Source organism: Faecalibacterium sp. BCRC 81149, from assembly GCF_022750605.1.
In the GTDB taxonomy this organism is placed as follows: Bacteria; Bacillota; Clostridia; order Oscillospirales; family Ruminococcaceae; genus Faecalibacterium; species Faecalibacterium duncaniae.
The window spans coordinates 128,050-144,594 of record NZ_QXJA01000004.1 but is presented as its reverse complement, the minus strand read 5'-3'; the positions used below and the strand labels follow the sequence as shown (position 1 = coordinate 144,594).

The window sequence follows — 16,545 nt, the reverse complement described above, 5'->3', positions numbered from 1 at the left end:
AGTAAGAAATATCACGATAGCGGCATCCTTGTGGTCAGCGTCCTCACCCTCTCAGGCGCTTGAGCGCCAGCTCTCCCAAAGGGAGAGCTTCTGACGAAACGGTGAAGCTGCCCAAGGCTCCCCCTTTGGGGGAGCTGGCATTGCGAAGCAATGACTGAGAGGGTGAGCTGCCTGAAAAGGAGAAATCACAATGAAACAGATCATTCTGACCGGCGACCGTCCCACGGGCCGCCTGCATGTTGGCCACTACGTTGGCTCTTTGAAGGAGCGCGTGCGCCTGCAGAACACCGGCAAGTTCGACGAGATCTATATTATGATCGCTGACGCGCAGGCCCTGACGGACAACGCCGATAACCCGGAGAAGGTCCGCCAGAACATCCTGCAGGTGGCACTGGACTATCTGGCCTGCGGTCTGGACCCCAACAAGGTCCACATCTTCATCCAGTCCATGGTGCCTCAGCTGACAGAGCTGAGCTTCTATTATATGAATCTGGTCACGGTGAGCCGCCTGCAGCGCAACCCCACCGTGAAGAGCGAGATCCAGATGCGGAACTTCGAGACCAGCATCCCGGTGGGCTTCTTCACCTACCCCATCAGCCAGGCAGCGGATATCACGGCGTTCGGTGCCACCACTGTGCCGGCCGGTGAGGATCAGATGCCCATGCTGGAGCAGTGCCGCGAGATCGTGCACAAGTTCAACGCCGTCTACGGCGAGACCCTGACCATGCCTGAGATCATGCTGCCCCAGAATGCCGCCTGCCTGCGCCTGCCCGGCATTGATGGCAAGGCCAAGATGAGCAAGAGCCTGGGCAACTGCATCTACCTGTCGGATGAGCCCGAGGACATCAAGAAGAAGATCATGTCCATGTACACCGACCCCAACCACCTGCGGGTGCAGGACCCCGGCAAGGTGGAGGGCAACCCCGTGTTCATCTATCTGGATGCTTTCAGCCGCCCCGAGCACTTCGCCGAGTTCCTGCCGGAGTACCAGAACCTCGATGAGCTCAAGGCCCACTATCAGCGTGGCGGTCTGGGCGACGTGAAGATCAAGAAGTTCCTGAACGCTGTCATGCAGGCCGAGCTGGAGCCCATCCGCAACCGCCGCAAGGAGTGGGAGCAGCGCCTGCCCGAGGTCGTGGAGATCCTGAAGGAAGGCAGCGCCGTGGCTGAAAAGACCGCTGCCGCCACCCTGGCCAATGTCCGCAAAGCCATGCGCATTGACTACTTCGCGGATAATAACCTGCTGAAATAATCTTTTGTAAAATGTAAGCCGCTCGTTTCCGGTGCCAATGCCGGAAAAGAGCGGCTTTTTTGGTAAGCGCAATTGCTGGCTGACAGATTTCCAGTTGCAAATGGTGATTGTTGCCCTCCGTGTCTGAGTAGAGCGGAAAAAGATTAACAAATCATCTATTGCATCTCCTGAGGGAGTTGGTATACTCAAGGAAGAACCATAAAAAGGAGGGCTGTGATATGAAACAAAAGGGAATCTGGCTTCGGAACGGATGGAGGCTGCACCATCTGAATGCGGCAGAACTGGCGCTGGCGCTGCTGGTGCGGGAAAAGCCACTGACAGCGCAGCAGCTCTCTGCGGCGTTGACAGAAAAGGAAACCCGGCTGGATCGTAAACAGTTGGGAAAAATTCTGGCAAAGCTGGAACGTGCAGGCGCAGTTGAAACGGCGGCAGGAAAATACATCTGCCAGAATGAAACGATTCTCCACTATCCGACGACGTACAGTGAAAGTCAGCTGCTGGATATTATCGGCATGACCCAGAACACCGTAAATGGTCAGGCGGTATTCAGTGGAGTGCCGCCTATGAGCATCAGCTCCCGTGGCAGCAGCGGGGTTTGAAACAGGATATTATAAAACAAGCGCCGCTCTCCCGGTCATGGGAAAGCGGCGCTGTTCGTTTAACGTTTCAAATCTGCAAATAGTTCATCCAAATCCGTATAATGCTTTACATTGGGGTCTCGCGCAATGCGCTCGGCTTCCAACATGGCAGCAATGGTTTCTTCGTTTGGATGCTCTTCACTTTGCAGCTCTATTTTTACAATATCAGGCATTGTAGCTGCGGGTCTTGATCTCCTCGGTGACCTTTGCGATGAATTCATCCACTTCCATCGTGGTGGTCTCGCCCTTGCGGTCACGGACAGAGAGGTTGCCGGCCTCGGCTTCCTTGGCACCCAGAACCAGCATGTAGGGCACACGGTCCACCTGCTGTGCGGCACGGATCTTGTAGCCGATCTTCTGGTTGTCGTCGTCCAGAGCCACGCGGACACCGGCCTCCACCAGCTTCTCGGTGATGCTCTCCGCATACTCGAGGGTCTTTTCGGAAACGGGCAGGACCTTGACCTGAACAGGTGCCAGCCAGGTGGGGAACTTGCCCTTGGTCTCCTCGATCAGGTAGGCCATGAAGCGGTCCAGGGAGCCCAGGATCGCACGGTGCAGGACAACGGGGGTCTTTTCGGAGCCGTCCTTGTCCACATAGGTCAGGTGGAACTTTGCGGGCAGGCAGAAGTCCAGCTGGCAGGTGGACAGAGTATACTCAGCACCCACGGCGGGCTTGACGTTCACGTCCAGCTTGGGGCCGTAGAAGGCGGCCTCGCCGATCTCCTCGGTGAAGTGGATGCCCAGCTCGGTCAGCACCTCGCGCAGAGCGTTTTCGGCGTGGTTCCACATGGCATCGTCGTCGTGGTACTTCTTCTTGTCGGCGGGGTCACGCAGGGACAGAACGCAGCGGTAATCGGTGATCTTGAAGTCCTTGTAGGTCTCGAAGATCAGGTTGCAGACATCGGCGACCTCGCTCTTGATCTGCTCCGGGGTGCAGAACAGGTGGGCATCGTTCTGGCAGAAGTGGCGGCCGCGCTCAATGCCCTTCAGGGTGCCGGAGGACTCGTAACGGAAATCGTGTGCGATCTCACCGATGCGCATGGGCAGGTCACGGTAAGAGTGGGGACGATTTGCGTAGATCATCATGTGGTGGGGGCAGTTCATCGGGCGCAGGACGTAGCTCTCGCCCTCCATCTCCATGGCGGGGAACATGTTCTCGCGGTAGTGATCCCAGTGGCCGGAGGTCTTGTACAGGTTCACGGTACCGATGCAGGGGGTCATCACGTGCAGGTAGCCGCGTGCACGCTCCTTCTCCTTGATATAGTTCTCCAGCTCCTGCCAGACGGTGTAGCCAGCGGGCAGGAACATGGGCAGGCCGCGGCCCACCAGGTCGTCGGTCATAAACAGGCCCATCTCCTTGCCGATCTTGCGGTGATCGCGCTCACGGGCCTCCTGCTGCTCCTTCTCCCAGGCTTCCAGCTCTTCCTGGTTGTGGAATGCCACGCCGTTGATACGGGTCAGCATCTTGTTTTCCTTGTCGTTCTTCCAGTATGCGCCGGACTGCTGGGTGATCTTGAAGGCCTTCAGCGCCTTGGTGTAGGTCAGGTGGGGTCCGATGCACATGTCAACGTACTCGCCCTGCTGGAAGAAGCTGAACTCGGTCTCGTCGGCCAGGTCAGCCATGTGCTCGATCTTGTAGTGCTCCTGGCGCTCCTCCATCAGCTTCACAGCCTCGTCACGGGGCAGGATGAAGGGCTTGATGGCCAGATTTTCCTTGCAGATCTTGCGCATCTCTTTTTCGATGTTGGCCAGATCGTCATCGGTGAGCTTGATGTCGCCCAGATCGACATCGTAGTAGAAGCCGTTCTCGGTGGCGGGGCCAAAGGCGAAGTCAGCCTCGGGGTACAGGCGCTTGATAGCCTGCGCCATGATGTGAGCAGCGGTGTGGCGGATAACATGCAGTTCCTGGTCCTGCGGGCACTCGTCCACATGGCCGTCTTTGTAGATGATCTTCATAACGGTTCTCCTTTTGATGAAAGTTAAAACAAAAAAGCGCTCCATCCCGCTCAAATTTACGGGATGAAGCGCCTGAAGATTTCACGCGTTCCACGGTTCCACCCGAATTGCGTGCCCTTGAGAACACGCCACTCGCTGTGCTGTAACGGGCGCACCCGGCAGAGGTTCTCCTCTGCGCTCTGCGGTGGTAGAAGCCCGATGCACGGCAGGCTGCTTGCAGCACCCGGTATCCGGGGCAGCCCTCTCTGCGTCATGGGGAACGAGCTTCGGTTTGTCCGCATCATCGCTTTGGTCAGGATGAAACTACGCTGATTGTAGCACGATGGCGGCAAAAAATCAAGCACTCCGCGGCGAAAATCTGCGAAAAATCATTCTTCTTTTTTCTTCAGCTTGACCCGCCACTTGTGGGAGGCGTACTCCGGCCGCAGCTTGTTGGTGACAAAGGTCTGGCTGCTGTAGAGGCCGTGGTGGCCCGAGAGCATGTAGCACACGCCGCAGCCCAGCGCAATAAGCTCCAACCCCTGCCCGCCAAACAGCTCGAATCCCAGCAGGATGGAGGGGATCAGGGCGTTTGTGGCTCCGCAGAACACGCAGACCAGACCGATGGCACCGGCAAACCCGGCGGGCAGGCCCAGCAGGGGGCCGGCCACACAGCCAAAGGTCGCCCCGATGTAGAAACTTGGGACCACCTCGCCGCCCTTGAAGCCCACCGCCAGCGTCAGGGCGGTCAGGAAGATCTTGCAGGCAAAATCCCAGGGCAGGGCAGTGCCCTGCTCCACGGCATCGGCAATGACGGCCATTCCGGCCCCGTTGTACCGCCCGACACCGAACAGATACGAGAACGCTACTACGGCTGCACCGCCCGCAAAAGCCCGGAGCCAGGGATTCGGGATCCGTTTGGGGATCCCGTGCTCCAGGGTGTGAAGCGTCCAGCAGAACAGCCGGGTCACGGCGGCACAGGCAATGCCCAGCAGGGCGGTCTGAAGCGCGGTTTCCAGCGTCAGGTGCGGGATGGAATTGAGCACAAAATTGGTCGGGGCGATCCCGAAGAACAGGGATACGCCGTAAGCAATGAGGGCCGAAGTGAACGCGGGCATAAAGGCCGAAGTGAACGTCAGCCCCACGTCCTCCACCATCATGGCGAAGAGGGCGGCGGTCAGCGGGGTGCCGAACAGAGCGGAAAAGAACGCGGCCATCCCGCTGATGGTGGCAGTGCGGCGGACGTAATCGCTTAGATGCAGCAGTTTTCCCACGTTCCAGCCGATGCTGCCGCCCATCTGCAAAGCGGCACCCTCGCGGCCGGCAGAACCGCCGCACAGGTGGGTGAGCACCGTGCCCAGAAAGATAGCGGGCACCAGCAGCAGGCTGACCGGCTCGCCGCTCTGCACGGCGCGGATGACATTGTTGGTGCCCACGCCTTCGCACTTTGTGACCTTGTAGAGTGCCACGATGGCAAGGCCCGCCAGCGGCAGGCAGAGCAGCAGCCAGCTCTGCGCGGCCCGCAGCTCGGTGACGTACTCCACGCTCAGGTGGAACGCTGTGCCGACTGCGCCGCAGACCAGACCCGTGGGCACGGCCAGCAACAGCCATTGCAGGGCCACCCGCAGGGCGGCTTTGGCCTCGCGGTTAAAATCATTCAAGTTGCTCATAGAAACTCCTGATACAAAAAAACTGAAAATTTTTACTCCTCAAAATAACACGCCCGCACGGGGATGTCAACCCGGAACCATTGCAGGGGGCTCACATCGTGGTGACAACAACAAACCCCTGCTTCCTTGTGCGGAGAAAGCAGGGGTTCTGCCGAATGGATTTCAGAAAAAGGAAAAAGGAGAACAAGGAGAACAAATATCGTCACGCTTTCAAAGCGGGACAGCGGTTGAAATTGTGCGGAGCGTTACTCCACATCCTGCAGGGCGGCGAAGTCCTCTTCGCCGGTGCGGATCTTGACCACGCGGGTCACGTTGTAGACAAAGATCTTGCCATCGCCGATGTGGCCGGTGTACAGGGCCTTCTTGGCGGCATCCACCACAGCGTCCACGCTGATCTTGGAAACAATGACCTCGACCTTGATCTTGGGCAGCAGGGTGCTGTCCACAGGCACGCCGCGGTATTTCTCGGTGGTGCCCTTCTGGATGCCGCAGCCCATCACCTGGGTCACGGTCATGCCGGTCACACCCAGATCGTTCAGCGCGGTCTTGAGCTGATCGAACTTGGAGAGCTTTGCAATGATGGACACTTTGTGCATCCCGGTGTCGTAGATGCCATCGTGGATGACGGCAGGCTCCTTGACCACAGGCACGGCAGCGTTCATCTGCACGGCGCTTGCCTTGGAGGCATCATCCTCGCCCAGATCGGTGTTCTCGTTGGGCACCATGGCAGCGGCGTTGGCATCGGAGATGGAGAAACCGGCGTAAGCAGAAGTCAGGCCGTGCTCGTGGATATCCAGGCCGTCGATCTCCACCTCAGCAGGGACGCGCAGGCCGATGGTCTTGTCGATGATCTTGAAGATGATGAACATCACGACCACAACGTACACATCAACGGTGATAAGGCCCAGCAGCTGGGTGCCCAGCTGTGCAAAGCCGCCGCCGTAGAACAGGCCCTTGCCCACGCCGTCGCCGCCGTTGGAGAACAGGCCCACGGCAATGGTGCCCCACACGCCGTTTGCAAAGTGAACGGAGACAGCACCCACGGGGTCATCGATCTTTGCGATCTTATCAAAGAATTCAACGCTCAGGACCACAAGGATGCCGGCCACGAAGCCGATGATGAAGGCACCGAAGGGAGAGACAGCGTCGCAGCCTGCGGTGATGGCGACCAGACCGGCCAGAGAGCCGTTCAGGGTCATGGAGACATCGGGCTTGCCGTAGCGCAGCCAGGTGAAGATCATGGTCACGCAGGTGGCAACGGCAGCGGCCAGGTTGGTGTTGAAGCAGACAAGACCCGTCAGGGTCATGGAGACATCGGGCTTGCCGTAGCGCAGCCAGGTGAAGATCATGGTCACGCAGGTGGCAACGGCAGCGGCCAGGTTGGTGTTGAAGCAGACAAGACCCGTCAGGGTCATGGCCTCATCGGTGGCAAGGCTCAGGGAAGAGCCGCCGTTGAAGCCGAACCAGCAGAACCACAGGATGAACACGCCCAGCGCACCGGCGGTCAGGTTGTGGCCGGGAATGGCGTGGGGGGTGCCGTCTTTGTCGTATTTGCCGATGCGGGGGCCGAGCATTGCGGCACCCAGCAGGGCGATCACACCGCCCACGTTGTGAACGGCTGCGGAACCGGCAAAATCATGGAAGCCCATGCTCTGCAGCCAGCCGCCGCCCCACATCCAGTGGCCGCAGATGGGGTAGACCACCAGCGAAATGGCAGCGGAATAAACGCAGTAAGCCTTGAAGTTGGTGCGCTCGGCCATGGAGCCGGACACGATGGTGGCTGCCGTGGCACAGAACACGGTCTGGAACACGATGTACACCCACAGCGGGATATCAAGCCCCAGGTGGCCGTAATCGCCCTGAATGAACGGATCGAACCCGCCGATCAGCGCGCTTGTGCCGCCGAACATCAGGCCGAAGCCGATGACCCAGTAGCACGGTGTGCCGATGCAGAAGTCCATCATGTTTTTCATCAGGATGTTGCCGGTGTTTTTGGCGCGGGTAAAGCCCGCCTCACACAGCGCAAAACCGGCCTGCATAAAGTAGACCAGGAATGCCGCAACCAGCACCCAACAGGTGTTTATGGAACTGAACATTATAATACCTCCCCGGTTTGTAATGCGCTCCCCGCACCGAATGTGCGCGGGAGCCTTGTTCAGGAGGCCCTCTATTCCTCCCGAGCAATATCCAGCGAAAACACAAAAGGCGCTGGCGGAATCTCTTCCGTCAGCGCCTTTGCTTTCGATGGCACGAGTATAGCCCCTTTGTGCAAAACTGTCAAGAGCCGGGGCGCAATTTTTACGTTTTACACAACCCAGAACCGAGAAAAAAGAGGGAAACTTTATAAGTCATTCTTTTCTCTCGGCCTCACCGGCGGGCGTTTCTTCCTTTTTGCGGCCGGAGCGGTGCCCGCCCTCCATCTCCCAGTGGAGCATCAGGCTCATCATGGCCCGCAGGGCAAAGGTGGCCGCCAGCGGCACCACCGATTCCAGATTCTGCAGCAGGAAGGTCTTGGCGATCTCCGCCGACATCAGGAACTCCAGCGCCGTGGTCAGGCCGCTGGACATCTCGTGGAGGAAATCGTGCTGGCCATGGAAAAAGGTGGCCCGTACATAGTGGTAGGTGGCCTTGACAAGGCTTGTGACGATGATGAACAGGCCGATGATCTCAGCCAGCCCGGAAATCAGCGGCACCGCCGTCTCCAGAAACCCCTCCATGCCGTGGGTGACGATCTGATTGAAATGGTATAACCATGCCATATTAGACTTCCTCGTGTTTCGTATTATAAACCGCCCGTTTCAGGGTGAGCAGGATGTGTTTGGATAAGATTAGTGTATCCTGCCGCTTCTGCTTACAGCAGGGTCTTGATGTAGGCGGCCAGCTGCTCGTCCTTGCAGGAAGCGAAGAACAGCTCGCTGAACTTTTCGCCTGCAATGGCTCCCTTGAGCAGGTCCTGGTCGATGCTCTGCAGGCACTCGATCAGGGGCTTGAAGGTGGCGGCGCGCACATCGTCCAGAATGGTCTTGTTCCGCATCTCAGGCACAACGCGCTCCTTGGGGTAGCCCTGACCGTGGCCAAAGCCGAACAGCTTTTCGAAGCAGTACTCGAGGTTCAGCTCGCCGCCCCAGCCAAAGCCCTTGGCAAAGGGCATGGAAACGGCGTTGCCGTCGTTGACGTGGGCAAAGGTGTAAGCGTCCACGGGGTCCTCCACATGGCCGCAGATCACGCCGGGGAAGCTATTCAGGGCCAGCATGGCACCCTCGCCGGTGCCGCAGCCGGTGATGACGTAGTCGGCCGCGCCGCTGTTCAGCAGGATGGCGGCCAGAATGCCGCACTGAACATAGGTCAGCTGGGCGGCATCCTCGGCGGTGTACATGCCGTAGTTGACCACCTCGTGGCCCATGGGTTCCACCACCTTTTTCAGGGCGGCTTCAATGATGCCGTTCTTGGCGGCCTGGCTGTTTTCGTTGATGAGTGCAATCTTCATGGAACATTCCTCCTGTTTTTCGGATACCTCTAGGATACATGAGCGGCGGTGCGCTGTCAAGCGGCCATCAGCCCAGCTTTTTCTTCTGCTGGTGGGCCAGGATGGGCATGAGCAGGGGCGTGGGAACGAGCTTCTGGGCCGTGGTGGCAAGGCGCATCAGGGTGCTGGGCACGATGATGGTCTTGCGGTGGAGCATCCCGCGCATGGCCTCCTCCACGCAGAGTTCCGGGGTGATGCCCTTGAGGGCGAACACCACGTCGGCGCGGTCGTTGAACTCGGTGTCCACGGGGCCGGGGCAGAGGGCACAGACATAGACCGGACTGTGCTGCTCCCGCAGCTCCTCGGCCACGCCGCGGGTCAGGCTGACAACGTATGCCTTGGAGGCGTAGTAGCCCGCCATATAGGGCCCGCCCGGCAGCAGGCCCGCCGAGGATGCCACGTTCAGGATGGTGCCAAAGCCCTGGGCTTCCATCTTGCGCAGGGTGAACTTGAACAGCCGGTGCATGGCCAGCACGTTCACCCGCAGCATGGAAAGCTCCTTGCCCTCGTCCGTCTCGGAAAAGGCACCGCAGGCACCAAAGCCCGCGTTGTTGATGAACAGGTCGATGCGTTCGTCTGCCAGTGCTTCGCACAGGGCGGTGACCTGCGCATCCTGCTCAAGGTCGGCGGGTACGATGCGGCAGAGGGTGCCGTGTTTCGCCCGGAGCTCAGCGGCAAGGGTCTCCAGCCGGTCGCGGCGGCGGGCGGTCAGAATGAGCCGGAAGCCCAGCCGGGCATAGCGGCGGGCAAACTCCCGCCCGATGCCGGAAGAAGCGCCGGTGATCCAGACAGTTTTGGTTGACATAAGCATTCTCCTTTTCTGCGGAAACTCCATTGCCTCTATTCTATCACGGCAGCGGGTGAGAATCCATGCAAAAATTCAAGGAAAAGCTATCCCTTGTTGCCCGGGAAAATTTGGAGTATAATAGACTCAAAGAACAGCGCACTGACGCAGGAGGAAAGAAAAATGAACAAACCGGTATTGGTGGTCATGGCTGCCGGCATGGGCAGCCGTTACGGCGGCATGAAGCAGATCGACCCGGTGGGCCCCAAGGGTCAGCCCATTGTGGAGTACTCCCTGTACGATGCCCACCGCGCAGGCTTTGAGACTGTGATCTTTGTCATCAAGCACGAAATCGAGGAGGCCTTCAAAGCCGCCATCGGCGACCGCGTCTCTCAGGGCATGAACGTGAAATACGCTTTCCAGCAGCTGGATGAACTGCCCGCAGGCTTCACCATCCCCGAGGGCCGTGTTAAGCCCTGGGGCACCTGCCACGCCGTGCTGGCCGCAAAAGACCTCATCGATGGGCCCTTCGCCGTCATCAACGCGGACGATTACTACGGCCCCGAGGCCTTCAAGGTCATCTATGAGTATCTGTCCACCCATCAGGACGGCGCAGTTTACGATTACTGCATGGTGAGCTACCTGCTCAAAAATACCGTCTCTGAGAACGGCACCGTCTCCCGCGGTGTCTGCGTGGTGAACCCGGACGGCACCCTGCACAGCGTGACCGAGCGCACCGGCATTGAGACCTATGAGGGCGGCATCCGCTGCACCTCCCTCACCGGTGAGGGCACGGATGACCTGCCGGTGGAAGCACCTGTCAGCATGAACCTGTGGGGCTTCGGCAAGAGCTTCCTGGACGAGGCCGACCGCCGCTTTGCGGGCTGGCTGCGTGAGAATCTGCCCAAGAACCCCCTCATGTGCGAGTATTTCCTGCCCACTGTGGCCAGCGAGCTCATCGATGAGGGCAAGGCAGCAGTCACCGTGCTCAAGAGCACCGATAAGTGGTACGGTGTGACCTACCGCGAAGATAAGCCCACCGTGGTGGCCGCCATCGCCCAGAAAACCCAGGAGGGCCTGTACCCCGAGGATCTGTGGGCGTGAGCAAAACAAAATCTGCTTGACTTTTTGAGCGATACAGCATATAATAAAGTTGTAAAAGAGATTGGTTGCAGTTCATAAAACTCACCAAGCAGCAACAAGAAGCCCCCGCGGTAGTGCGAATACCGAGGGGGCTTCCTGCTTGCTAAGGATTAGTGCTTACCGGCCTTGAACTGGTCGTCAAGCCACTTGCAGATGTAATAGCTGACTACACCCGCTGCGACGGACAGTGTAAAAGAGATTATAAAGTTCATAAAACTCACCCCCTTCCTCTTATAGATCGAGGTCGGAAGGCCGACAAGTACAGTATAACAGAAAATTCGACACATTACAACGCAGAAGCGCCCCATCCGGTGAAGGATGAGGCGCTTCTACGTATATTTGGGAATATTCGGGGATGGCGTTAGTTGTTCTTGAGCTCCTGTGCCTTCTGCCATGCATTCAGCACATCGAGCTTGCTTACGGGATTGGCCGGGAAGAACTTCATCTCTTCCGGAGCCGTGCCCTCATCGTTCAGGTCAGGGATAAGCTCGTTTTCCATGGCCCAGCGGGCGGCGTGCTGCAGGTCCATATCCTGCTCTTCCTGCCCTACATCGGGGTAGAGCAGTTCAGATTCGGGCATGGGCTTGCCTGCATCCTCCCACAGCATCATGGCAAGAGCGCTGCGGTTGCTGGGGAAGTAGGGCAGAGCCATCAGCTTGCCTGCAAATTCAGTGCCCAGAGAATAGGCCTGATAGCCCAGCACTGCGGTGCCCACAGCGGCAGTACCAATGATCGCGGCAGTGCCCAGCACATTGGGCCCATCATCTTCAATGGTGGCATCACGGTACTGTGCGGCAATATCCACACCACTGCTCATGGTGTTCATGGTAAAGGTGATGGTCTCAGCCTTGTAGTCCTGACCCAGCGGCAGGGAGAACTTGCCAGTAGACCAGATGTCAAACACCATGCCCTCAGGGATCAGGGTCTTGTCCAGCGTCACGGTCACTGTTGCGCCGTCCGGTACATAGTAGGTCTTTTTGCCGGTGGTCTCGTCAGTAGTAACAGTCAAGGTATTGGTCACATCCTTGTCACCGTTTTTCACGGTAACAATGCCGCCGGTCACGGTCAGCGGGTGGCAGGCTGCGGTATCGGGGGTGTGGTCAGTGGCGGCATCACGGTACTTTGCAGACACATTCACACCATTGCTCATGGGGAAAGTGATGGTCTCAGCCTTGCAGTTCTGATCCTGCGGCAGGGAGAGATTGCCGGTAGACCAACCGTCAAACACTTTGCCATTGGGCACTGCGGTCTTGTCCAGCGTCACGGTCACTTCTGCGCCGTCCGGTACATAGTAGGTCTTTTGGCCGGTGGTTGCGTCAGTTTTGCTGTTCAACTTGCTGGTCACATCGCTGCCGTCGTATTTCACAGTAACAGTGCCGCCGGTCACGGTCAGCGGGCGGTAGCCCGGAGCATTGGGGTCGAACTCCCAACCGGCATAGAGGGTGATGTCCTCCGTAATGGCGGTTTTGTCCACATCAAACTTGCCATCTTCGGGCTTGCCATCTGCGGTGGTGTACCAGCCGGTGAACTTGTAACCCGCACGGGTGGGAGCTTTGATGGCAGTCAGTTCGTTTGCCTTGGTATCAGTGATTTTTTCGGTCTTATAAACCGGCACCTCAGCGGGGTCGGTCAGGTTGCCGCCCTTGGCATCAAAGGTCACATGGCAGAGGTAAAGGAAATTGCGGTTTTTCAGATCGGTGTTGGTAGAGTTTGCAAGCAGGGCATCTGCAGCGGTCTTGTCGTTGTTGTAGTAGATGGCACCATTGGCAACGTAAGTGTGGATAATAAGGTTGCCCTCTTCATCAGTACGGAAATTGCCCTCACTGTCCTTCTCGTAGACAGGAGAAATTTGTCCAGTCATACAAGTGCTCAGATCATCCTTGAAGGAGGTCAACCCGGCAGGGAGCATAATGTATTTCAAATTATAGCAATAGGAAAAGGTATTAGGTTCAATGGTTGTTACATTTTTCGGGATAGTGATGGAGACGATTTTTTTGCAGAAGTAAAAAGCATGCTCCCCAATGGTTGTTACACTGTCCGGCAGAGTGATCGAGTCGAGGTTTTCACAGTTGCCAAAAGCCCACTTTCCAATGGTTTCCACTCCGTCTGGCAGGGTGATCTTTGAAAGGTTAGCACAGTTGAAGAAAGCAGAGTTGTTGATTGTTTTTAGATGGGCAGGCAGTTGGATGTTCTGCAGTGCTTTGCAGCCGCCGAATGCGTCATTTCCGATTTCAGTCAGGCCGCTGCCCAGAGTAAGATCAGAAAGCGTTTCGCAACCTGCAAAAGCGTGATCTTTAATATGGGTTACATTGTCGGGGATCACAACATGATCCAAGAGTTCACAATTGCAAAAAGCAGAATCACCAATGGTTGTTAAACTTTTGGGAAGTTCAACAGTCTTTAGTTTAGGGCATACCGTAAATGTGCATTTTCCGATTGACGTTACCGGGCCTTTTATCTTGGCAGAGCCAAGTTCATCGCATTCGCCGAATGCGGCATCACCGATATGTGTGACCTTTTCTGGAATTGTAATTTGGTGCAGCTTGTTGCAGCGCCAGAAAGAATACTCTCCAATGGAGGTCAAATTTGCAGGAAGGGTAACGTTGTCTAGGATAAGGCAGTTGTTAAAGGCGTAATCGCCGATCGTCTGAATGCCGCTGCCTAACGTAAGATGCGCAAGCTGCTCACAGTACATGAAAGCATGATCGCTGATTTCCCGGACACCATCGCCTAACGTAACATTTTTAAGAGCGCTACAGTAAGCAAAGGTGAAACTGCCCATGGAGGTTATACCCGCATCAATGGTAACGTCTGTCAAGGCAGTGCAGCTTTCAAAGGCAGATTCACCGATGGAGGTAATGCCCTTTGAAATTTTAACGACCTTGATCTGCTGACAGAGCTTGCTTAATTTTGGGTCTTTTGGATGATTGGATGGGCCGGCAAATGCGCCTACGCCGATAGCGGTCACATTGTAATTGCCCAGCTTTGTAGGCACGGTAATGGTATAGGGGGCAGGGGTTTCCGCTGATTTAACAGGTCCAAGAAAATCCGTGATGGTGATGGTGGCGGTGTCGTCTGCGTTTTCCTTATACGCATACCAATAGGTGCCGTCGCTGGCTACAAGGTCATCTGGTGACGTTGGGGTTGGGTATGAGGATGCTGATGCTGCAAATGCCGTGACTGCCGACAGGGGCAGCATGGTGATCATCATGCAGACCGCAACCAATAAGCTGATCAAACGCTTGGGTCTCATAATTTTTTACTCCTTTTCCATGATATTCCCAAAAATTCTCTCTATTTCAACCAAAACAAAAGAGCGCCGCACCGGCCAAACGGCTGGTACAACGCTCTGAACCCTTGCAGACCCGCTGCACGCTCGCTCTCCTGAAGGGAAGCCGACGCATCTTCACAAGGAGGTGCAAGGTTTCGTATTACCTTACCCGGAGAGAATAACGTGCAGCTGGCTGCCATGTTACAGGCCCTGTAGCTTTGCGTCGCAGCCTTTCGACTGGTTTGCCGATTCTTCAGTTTTTAGCGGGAATAGCATATTGCACAGGATAAGATACTCTTTTTTTTTTTTTGTCAATATGACGAAAAAAGATTTGGAAGAGTATACAAAAAGGAGCGTACAATGTGGAAAACAGAATCGTGCAGCAGCACAAGATCTGCCTGACTTTATGGAGAATGCAGCGCAAGAAAAATGCCCCTGACCGAAAGAAGCCGGTCAGGGGCATTTGGGGTTGCTGCAGCGGTCAGGGTCAGTGCCTGCGCTCGTATTTCAGGCGCTCCCGCAGCTCGTCCAGAGAGCGGTGCTTTTCGCCGTGGCGCAGCTTGGGGTAAGCGCGGAGCATACGGCCCTTGCCAAAGTACTTGGAGCTCCGGGTGCGGGCGCGCATCTCCTCGCTGCGGGCCTGCAGTTCCTCGGCCAGCTGTTCCAGACGGAGCAGCTCTGCCGTGCGCTCTGCGGTGCCCTTGGCGGCCAGCTTGACGGCAGTGGCGGCCTCAGAGGCATTGAGCCGGGCCTCCTGGGAGGACTTGCGTGCAGCCTCCATGGCCTCGTCGGCCTTGGCGCGCAGGGCGGCAGCGGCATCCCGGGGGCTCAGTTTGGCGGCATTGTCCCGGGCCTCGGCAGCTGCCAGTTTGAGCTGCAGGCGGCTCTCGTCCATCTTCTGGTCCACATCCATGGCGGTGGTACCCAGCAGCTCGGTCATGGCATCGGACACGGCGTGCATACTGTCGGCCACCTTTTCCAGAGCATCCAGCTCACGGGCCAGGTCAGAGGCCGCAAAGGCGGTCACCACCACGTCGGCGGCGTAGCAGGCGTACAGGATGCACATGAGGACGAAGCCCACCATCTGGGGGACCATCGCCACAAAACCCGCGATCACGGGGTGAACGGCCTTCATCACCACAACGGTGCCCACGCCCCACAAAAGGGAGAACTCCAGGCAGATATATCCGCCGATGTTGAAGGGGAAGTCGCTGTAATCCCACCACCGGGTGTGGTAGAGCTTGTAGAGCGCCCAGCCGCCCGCCAGCTCCAGCACGCTGGGCAGGATCACGCCGCCGATATAGAGCAGCAGCAGGTTGTCTGCCAGCGGCGAAAGGGTGAACAGCACGATGATCATGCCAAAGCCGTAGATGGGGCAGACCGGGCCGTTCAGAAAGCCGCGGTTCACCAGCTGGCCGGTGGAAACGGCAGCATAGATGACCTCCAGGCACCAGCCCAGGCAGGAGTAGATCAGGAAAAACGCCAGGATCTGATACAGCGAAAAGCCGCAGACCATGGTGTTGACAAAAAAGGACATCTTACGCCTCCTTTGCGGCGGCAGCAGCTTCCTCCGCAGCCTTCATTTTTTTCAGGACCTTGGGCTCGATCCAGGTCACGGTCTCATCGCCGGGCAGCTTTTTGGCGATCAGGGCCTTGATCCTGATGCCCATTTCGGTGAACATCCCCTCGTGCTCGGTGCGGATGTTCCACTCCGGCTCGTTCTCGTGCAGGTCAAAGGTCTTCCAGGTGATCTCGTAGCCGGAAGCGGGGAAATACTCCAGGCTGTCGCGGAACAGATCGTCGTCATCGGTCTTGAAGTAGATCTCGCCGCCGTCCTTCAGGAATTCGCGGTACTGGATGAGCTGGCGGGGATAGGTGAGCCGGTGCTTGTTGGAGGAAGCGTTCTTGCTCCACGGGTTGCAGAAGTTGATGTAGATGCGGCTGACGGTATCCTCGGCGGTGAGCACGCCCTTGATGCGCTCGATGTCGGTGCTCATGATCTTCACGTTGTCGATGGGGCGGCCTGCCTCGGTGTAAGCGGCCTCGATCTTACGCTTGGCAAGGATCAGCACCTTGTCGGTGATGTCGATGCCCAGATAGTTGTTCTCCGGGTGGGCGCAGGCCAGCTGGGAGAGGAAGCCGCCCTTGCCGCAGCCCAGCTCCAGCACAAAGGGCTGCTCCGGGCGGGCATACTGTGCGTGCCACTTGCCGCCCCAGATCAGGGGCTCGTGGACGTGGAAATCGGCGGCCATCAGCTCATCGTGGGCGTAGGGTTTGAAACGCATTCTCATAGTTTGTTGTTCTCCTTAAAATTAACGTGGCTCGC

The 16,545-nt window shown here is 57.4% G+C and carries 13 protein-coding genes and 1 riboswitch; of the genes, 3 read left to right on the top strand and 10 right to left on the bottom strand.

The annotated features are described in order from the left end of the window. Positions 1-190 precede the first annotated feature (190 nt). Together trpS and D3F01_RS06880 are read left to right on the top strand one after the other, a co-directional pair. Complete coding sequence (gene trpS, locus D3F01_RS06885; RefSeq protein WP_005934814.1) at positions 191-1,252, top strand: tryptophan--tRNA ligase; 1,062 nt, start codon at positions 191-193, stop codon at positions 1,250-1,252. A 218-nt stretch (positions 1,253-1,470) separates the two neighbouring features. After that, positions 1,471-1,851: a hypothetical protein gene (locus tag D3F01_RS06880; RefSeq protein WP_117506026.1), complete on the top strand. Its 381-nt coding sequence runs from the start codon at positions 1,471-1,473 to the stop codon at positions 1,849-1,851. Between the two features lie 59 nt (positions 1,852-1,910). Here the strand turns inward: D3F01_RS06880 and D3F01_RS06875 are convergent, their stop codons facing one another. From D3F01_RS06875 to D3F01_RS06845, 7 genes are all read right to left on the bottom strand, one after another. Beyond that, positions 1,911-2,063 (bottom strand): hypothetical protein, encoded by a 153-nt coding sequence (locus D3F01_RS06875; RefSeq protein WP_181967253.1) that lies wholly within the window; start codon positions 2,061-2,063, stop codon positions 1,911-1,913. Further along, positions 2,056-3,846 carry a threonine--tRNA ligase gene (gene thrS, locus D3F01_RS06870; protein ID WP_242887331.1) on the bottom strand — a complete coding sequence of 597 codons (1,791 nt, stop codon included), beginning with the start codon at positions 3,844-3,846 and terminating at the stop codon, positions 2,056-2,058. The genes D3F01_RS06875 and thrS overlap by 8 nt, the downstream gene beginning before the upstream one ends. 368 nt (positions 3,847-4,214) lie before the next feature. Continuing rightward, the gene (locus tag D3F01_RS06865) at positions 4,215-5,495 is read right to left on the bottom strand and encodes a chloride channel protein (RefSeq protein WP_242887316.1); all 1,281 of its coding nucleotides are present in this window, start codon (positions 5,493-5,495) and stop codon (positions 4,215-4,217) included. 245 nt (positions 5,496-5,740) lie between these two features. After that, on the bottom strand, positions 5,741-7,591 hold the full coding sequence (locus tag D3F01_RS06860) for an ammonium transporter (RefSeq protein WP_242887303.1): 1,851 nt from the start codon (positions 7,589-7,591) through the stop codon (positions 5,741-5,743). 252 nt (positions 7,592-7,843) lie between these two features. Then, positions 7,844-8,254 carry a DUF1622 domain-containing protein gene (locus D3F01_RS06855; RefSeq protein WP_242887300.1) on the bottom strand — a complete coding sequence of 137 codons (411 nt, stop codon included), beginning with the start codon at positions 8,252-8,254 and terminating at the stop codon, positions 7,844-7,846. Between the two features lie 92 nt (positions 8,255-8,346). After that, complete coding sequence (locus tag D3F01_RS06850) at positions 8,347-8,982, bottom strand: RpiB/LacA/LacB family sugar-phosphate isomerase (RefSeq protein ID WP_242887297.1); 636 nt, start codon at positions 8,980-8,982, stop codon at positions 8,347-8,349. A gap of 67 nt (positions 8,983-9,049) precedes the next feature. Then, positions 9,050-9,826 (bottom strand): SDR family oxidoreductase, encoded by a 777-nt coding sequence (locus tag D3F01_RS06845; RefSeq protein ID WP_242887294.1) that lies wholly within the window; start codon positions 9,824-9,826, stop codon positions 9,050-9,052. 162 nt (positions 9,827-9,988) lie between these two features. Here D3F01_RS06845 and D3F01_RS06840 point away from each other — a divergent pair, with 162 nt between their 5' ends. After that, a complete protein-coding gene (locus tag D3F01_RS06840) occupies positions 9,989-10,909 on the top strand; it encodes a sugar phosphate nucleotidyltransferase (protein ID WP_242887291.1) in 921 nt (306 codons plus the stop codon). A gap of 400 nt (positions 10,910-11,309) precedes the next feature. Here the strand turns inward: D3F01_RS06840 and D3F01_RS06835 are convergent, their stop codons facing one another. The 3 genes from D3F01_RS06835 to trmB all read right to left on the bottom strand — a co-directional run bounded on the left by D3F01_RS06835 (position 11,310) and on the right by trmB (position 16,510). Beyond that, on the bottom strand, positions 11,310-14,201 hold the full coding sequence (locus D3F01_RS06835; RefSeq protein ID WP_242887275.1) for a leucine-rich repeat protein: 2,892 nt from the start codon (positions 14,199-14,201) through the stop codon (positions 11,310-11,312). A gap of 199 nt (positions 14,202-14,400) precedes the next feature. Next, positions 14,401-14,476: riboswitch (cyclic di-GMP riboswitch) on the bottom strand. Between the two features lie 230 nt (positions 14,477-14,706). Next, the gene (locus tag D3F01_RS06830) at positions 14,707-15,756 is read right to left on the bottom strand and encodes a putative ABC transporter permease (RefSeq protein ID WP_242887272.1); all 1,050 of its coding nucleotides are present in this window, start codon (positions 15,754-15,756) and stop codon (positions 14,707-14,709) included. 1 nt (position 15,757) lies between these two features. After that, positions 15,758-16,510: a tRNA (guanosine(46)-N7)-methyltransferase TrmB gene (gene trmB / locus D3F01_RS06825; RefSeq protein WP_242887269.1), complete on the bottom strand. Its 753-nt coding sequence runs from the start codon at positions 16,508-16,510 to the stop codon at positions 15,758-15,760. Positions 16,511-16,545 lie beyond the last annotated feature (35 nt).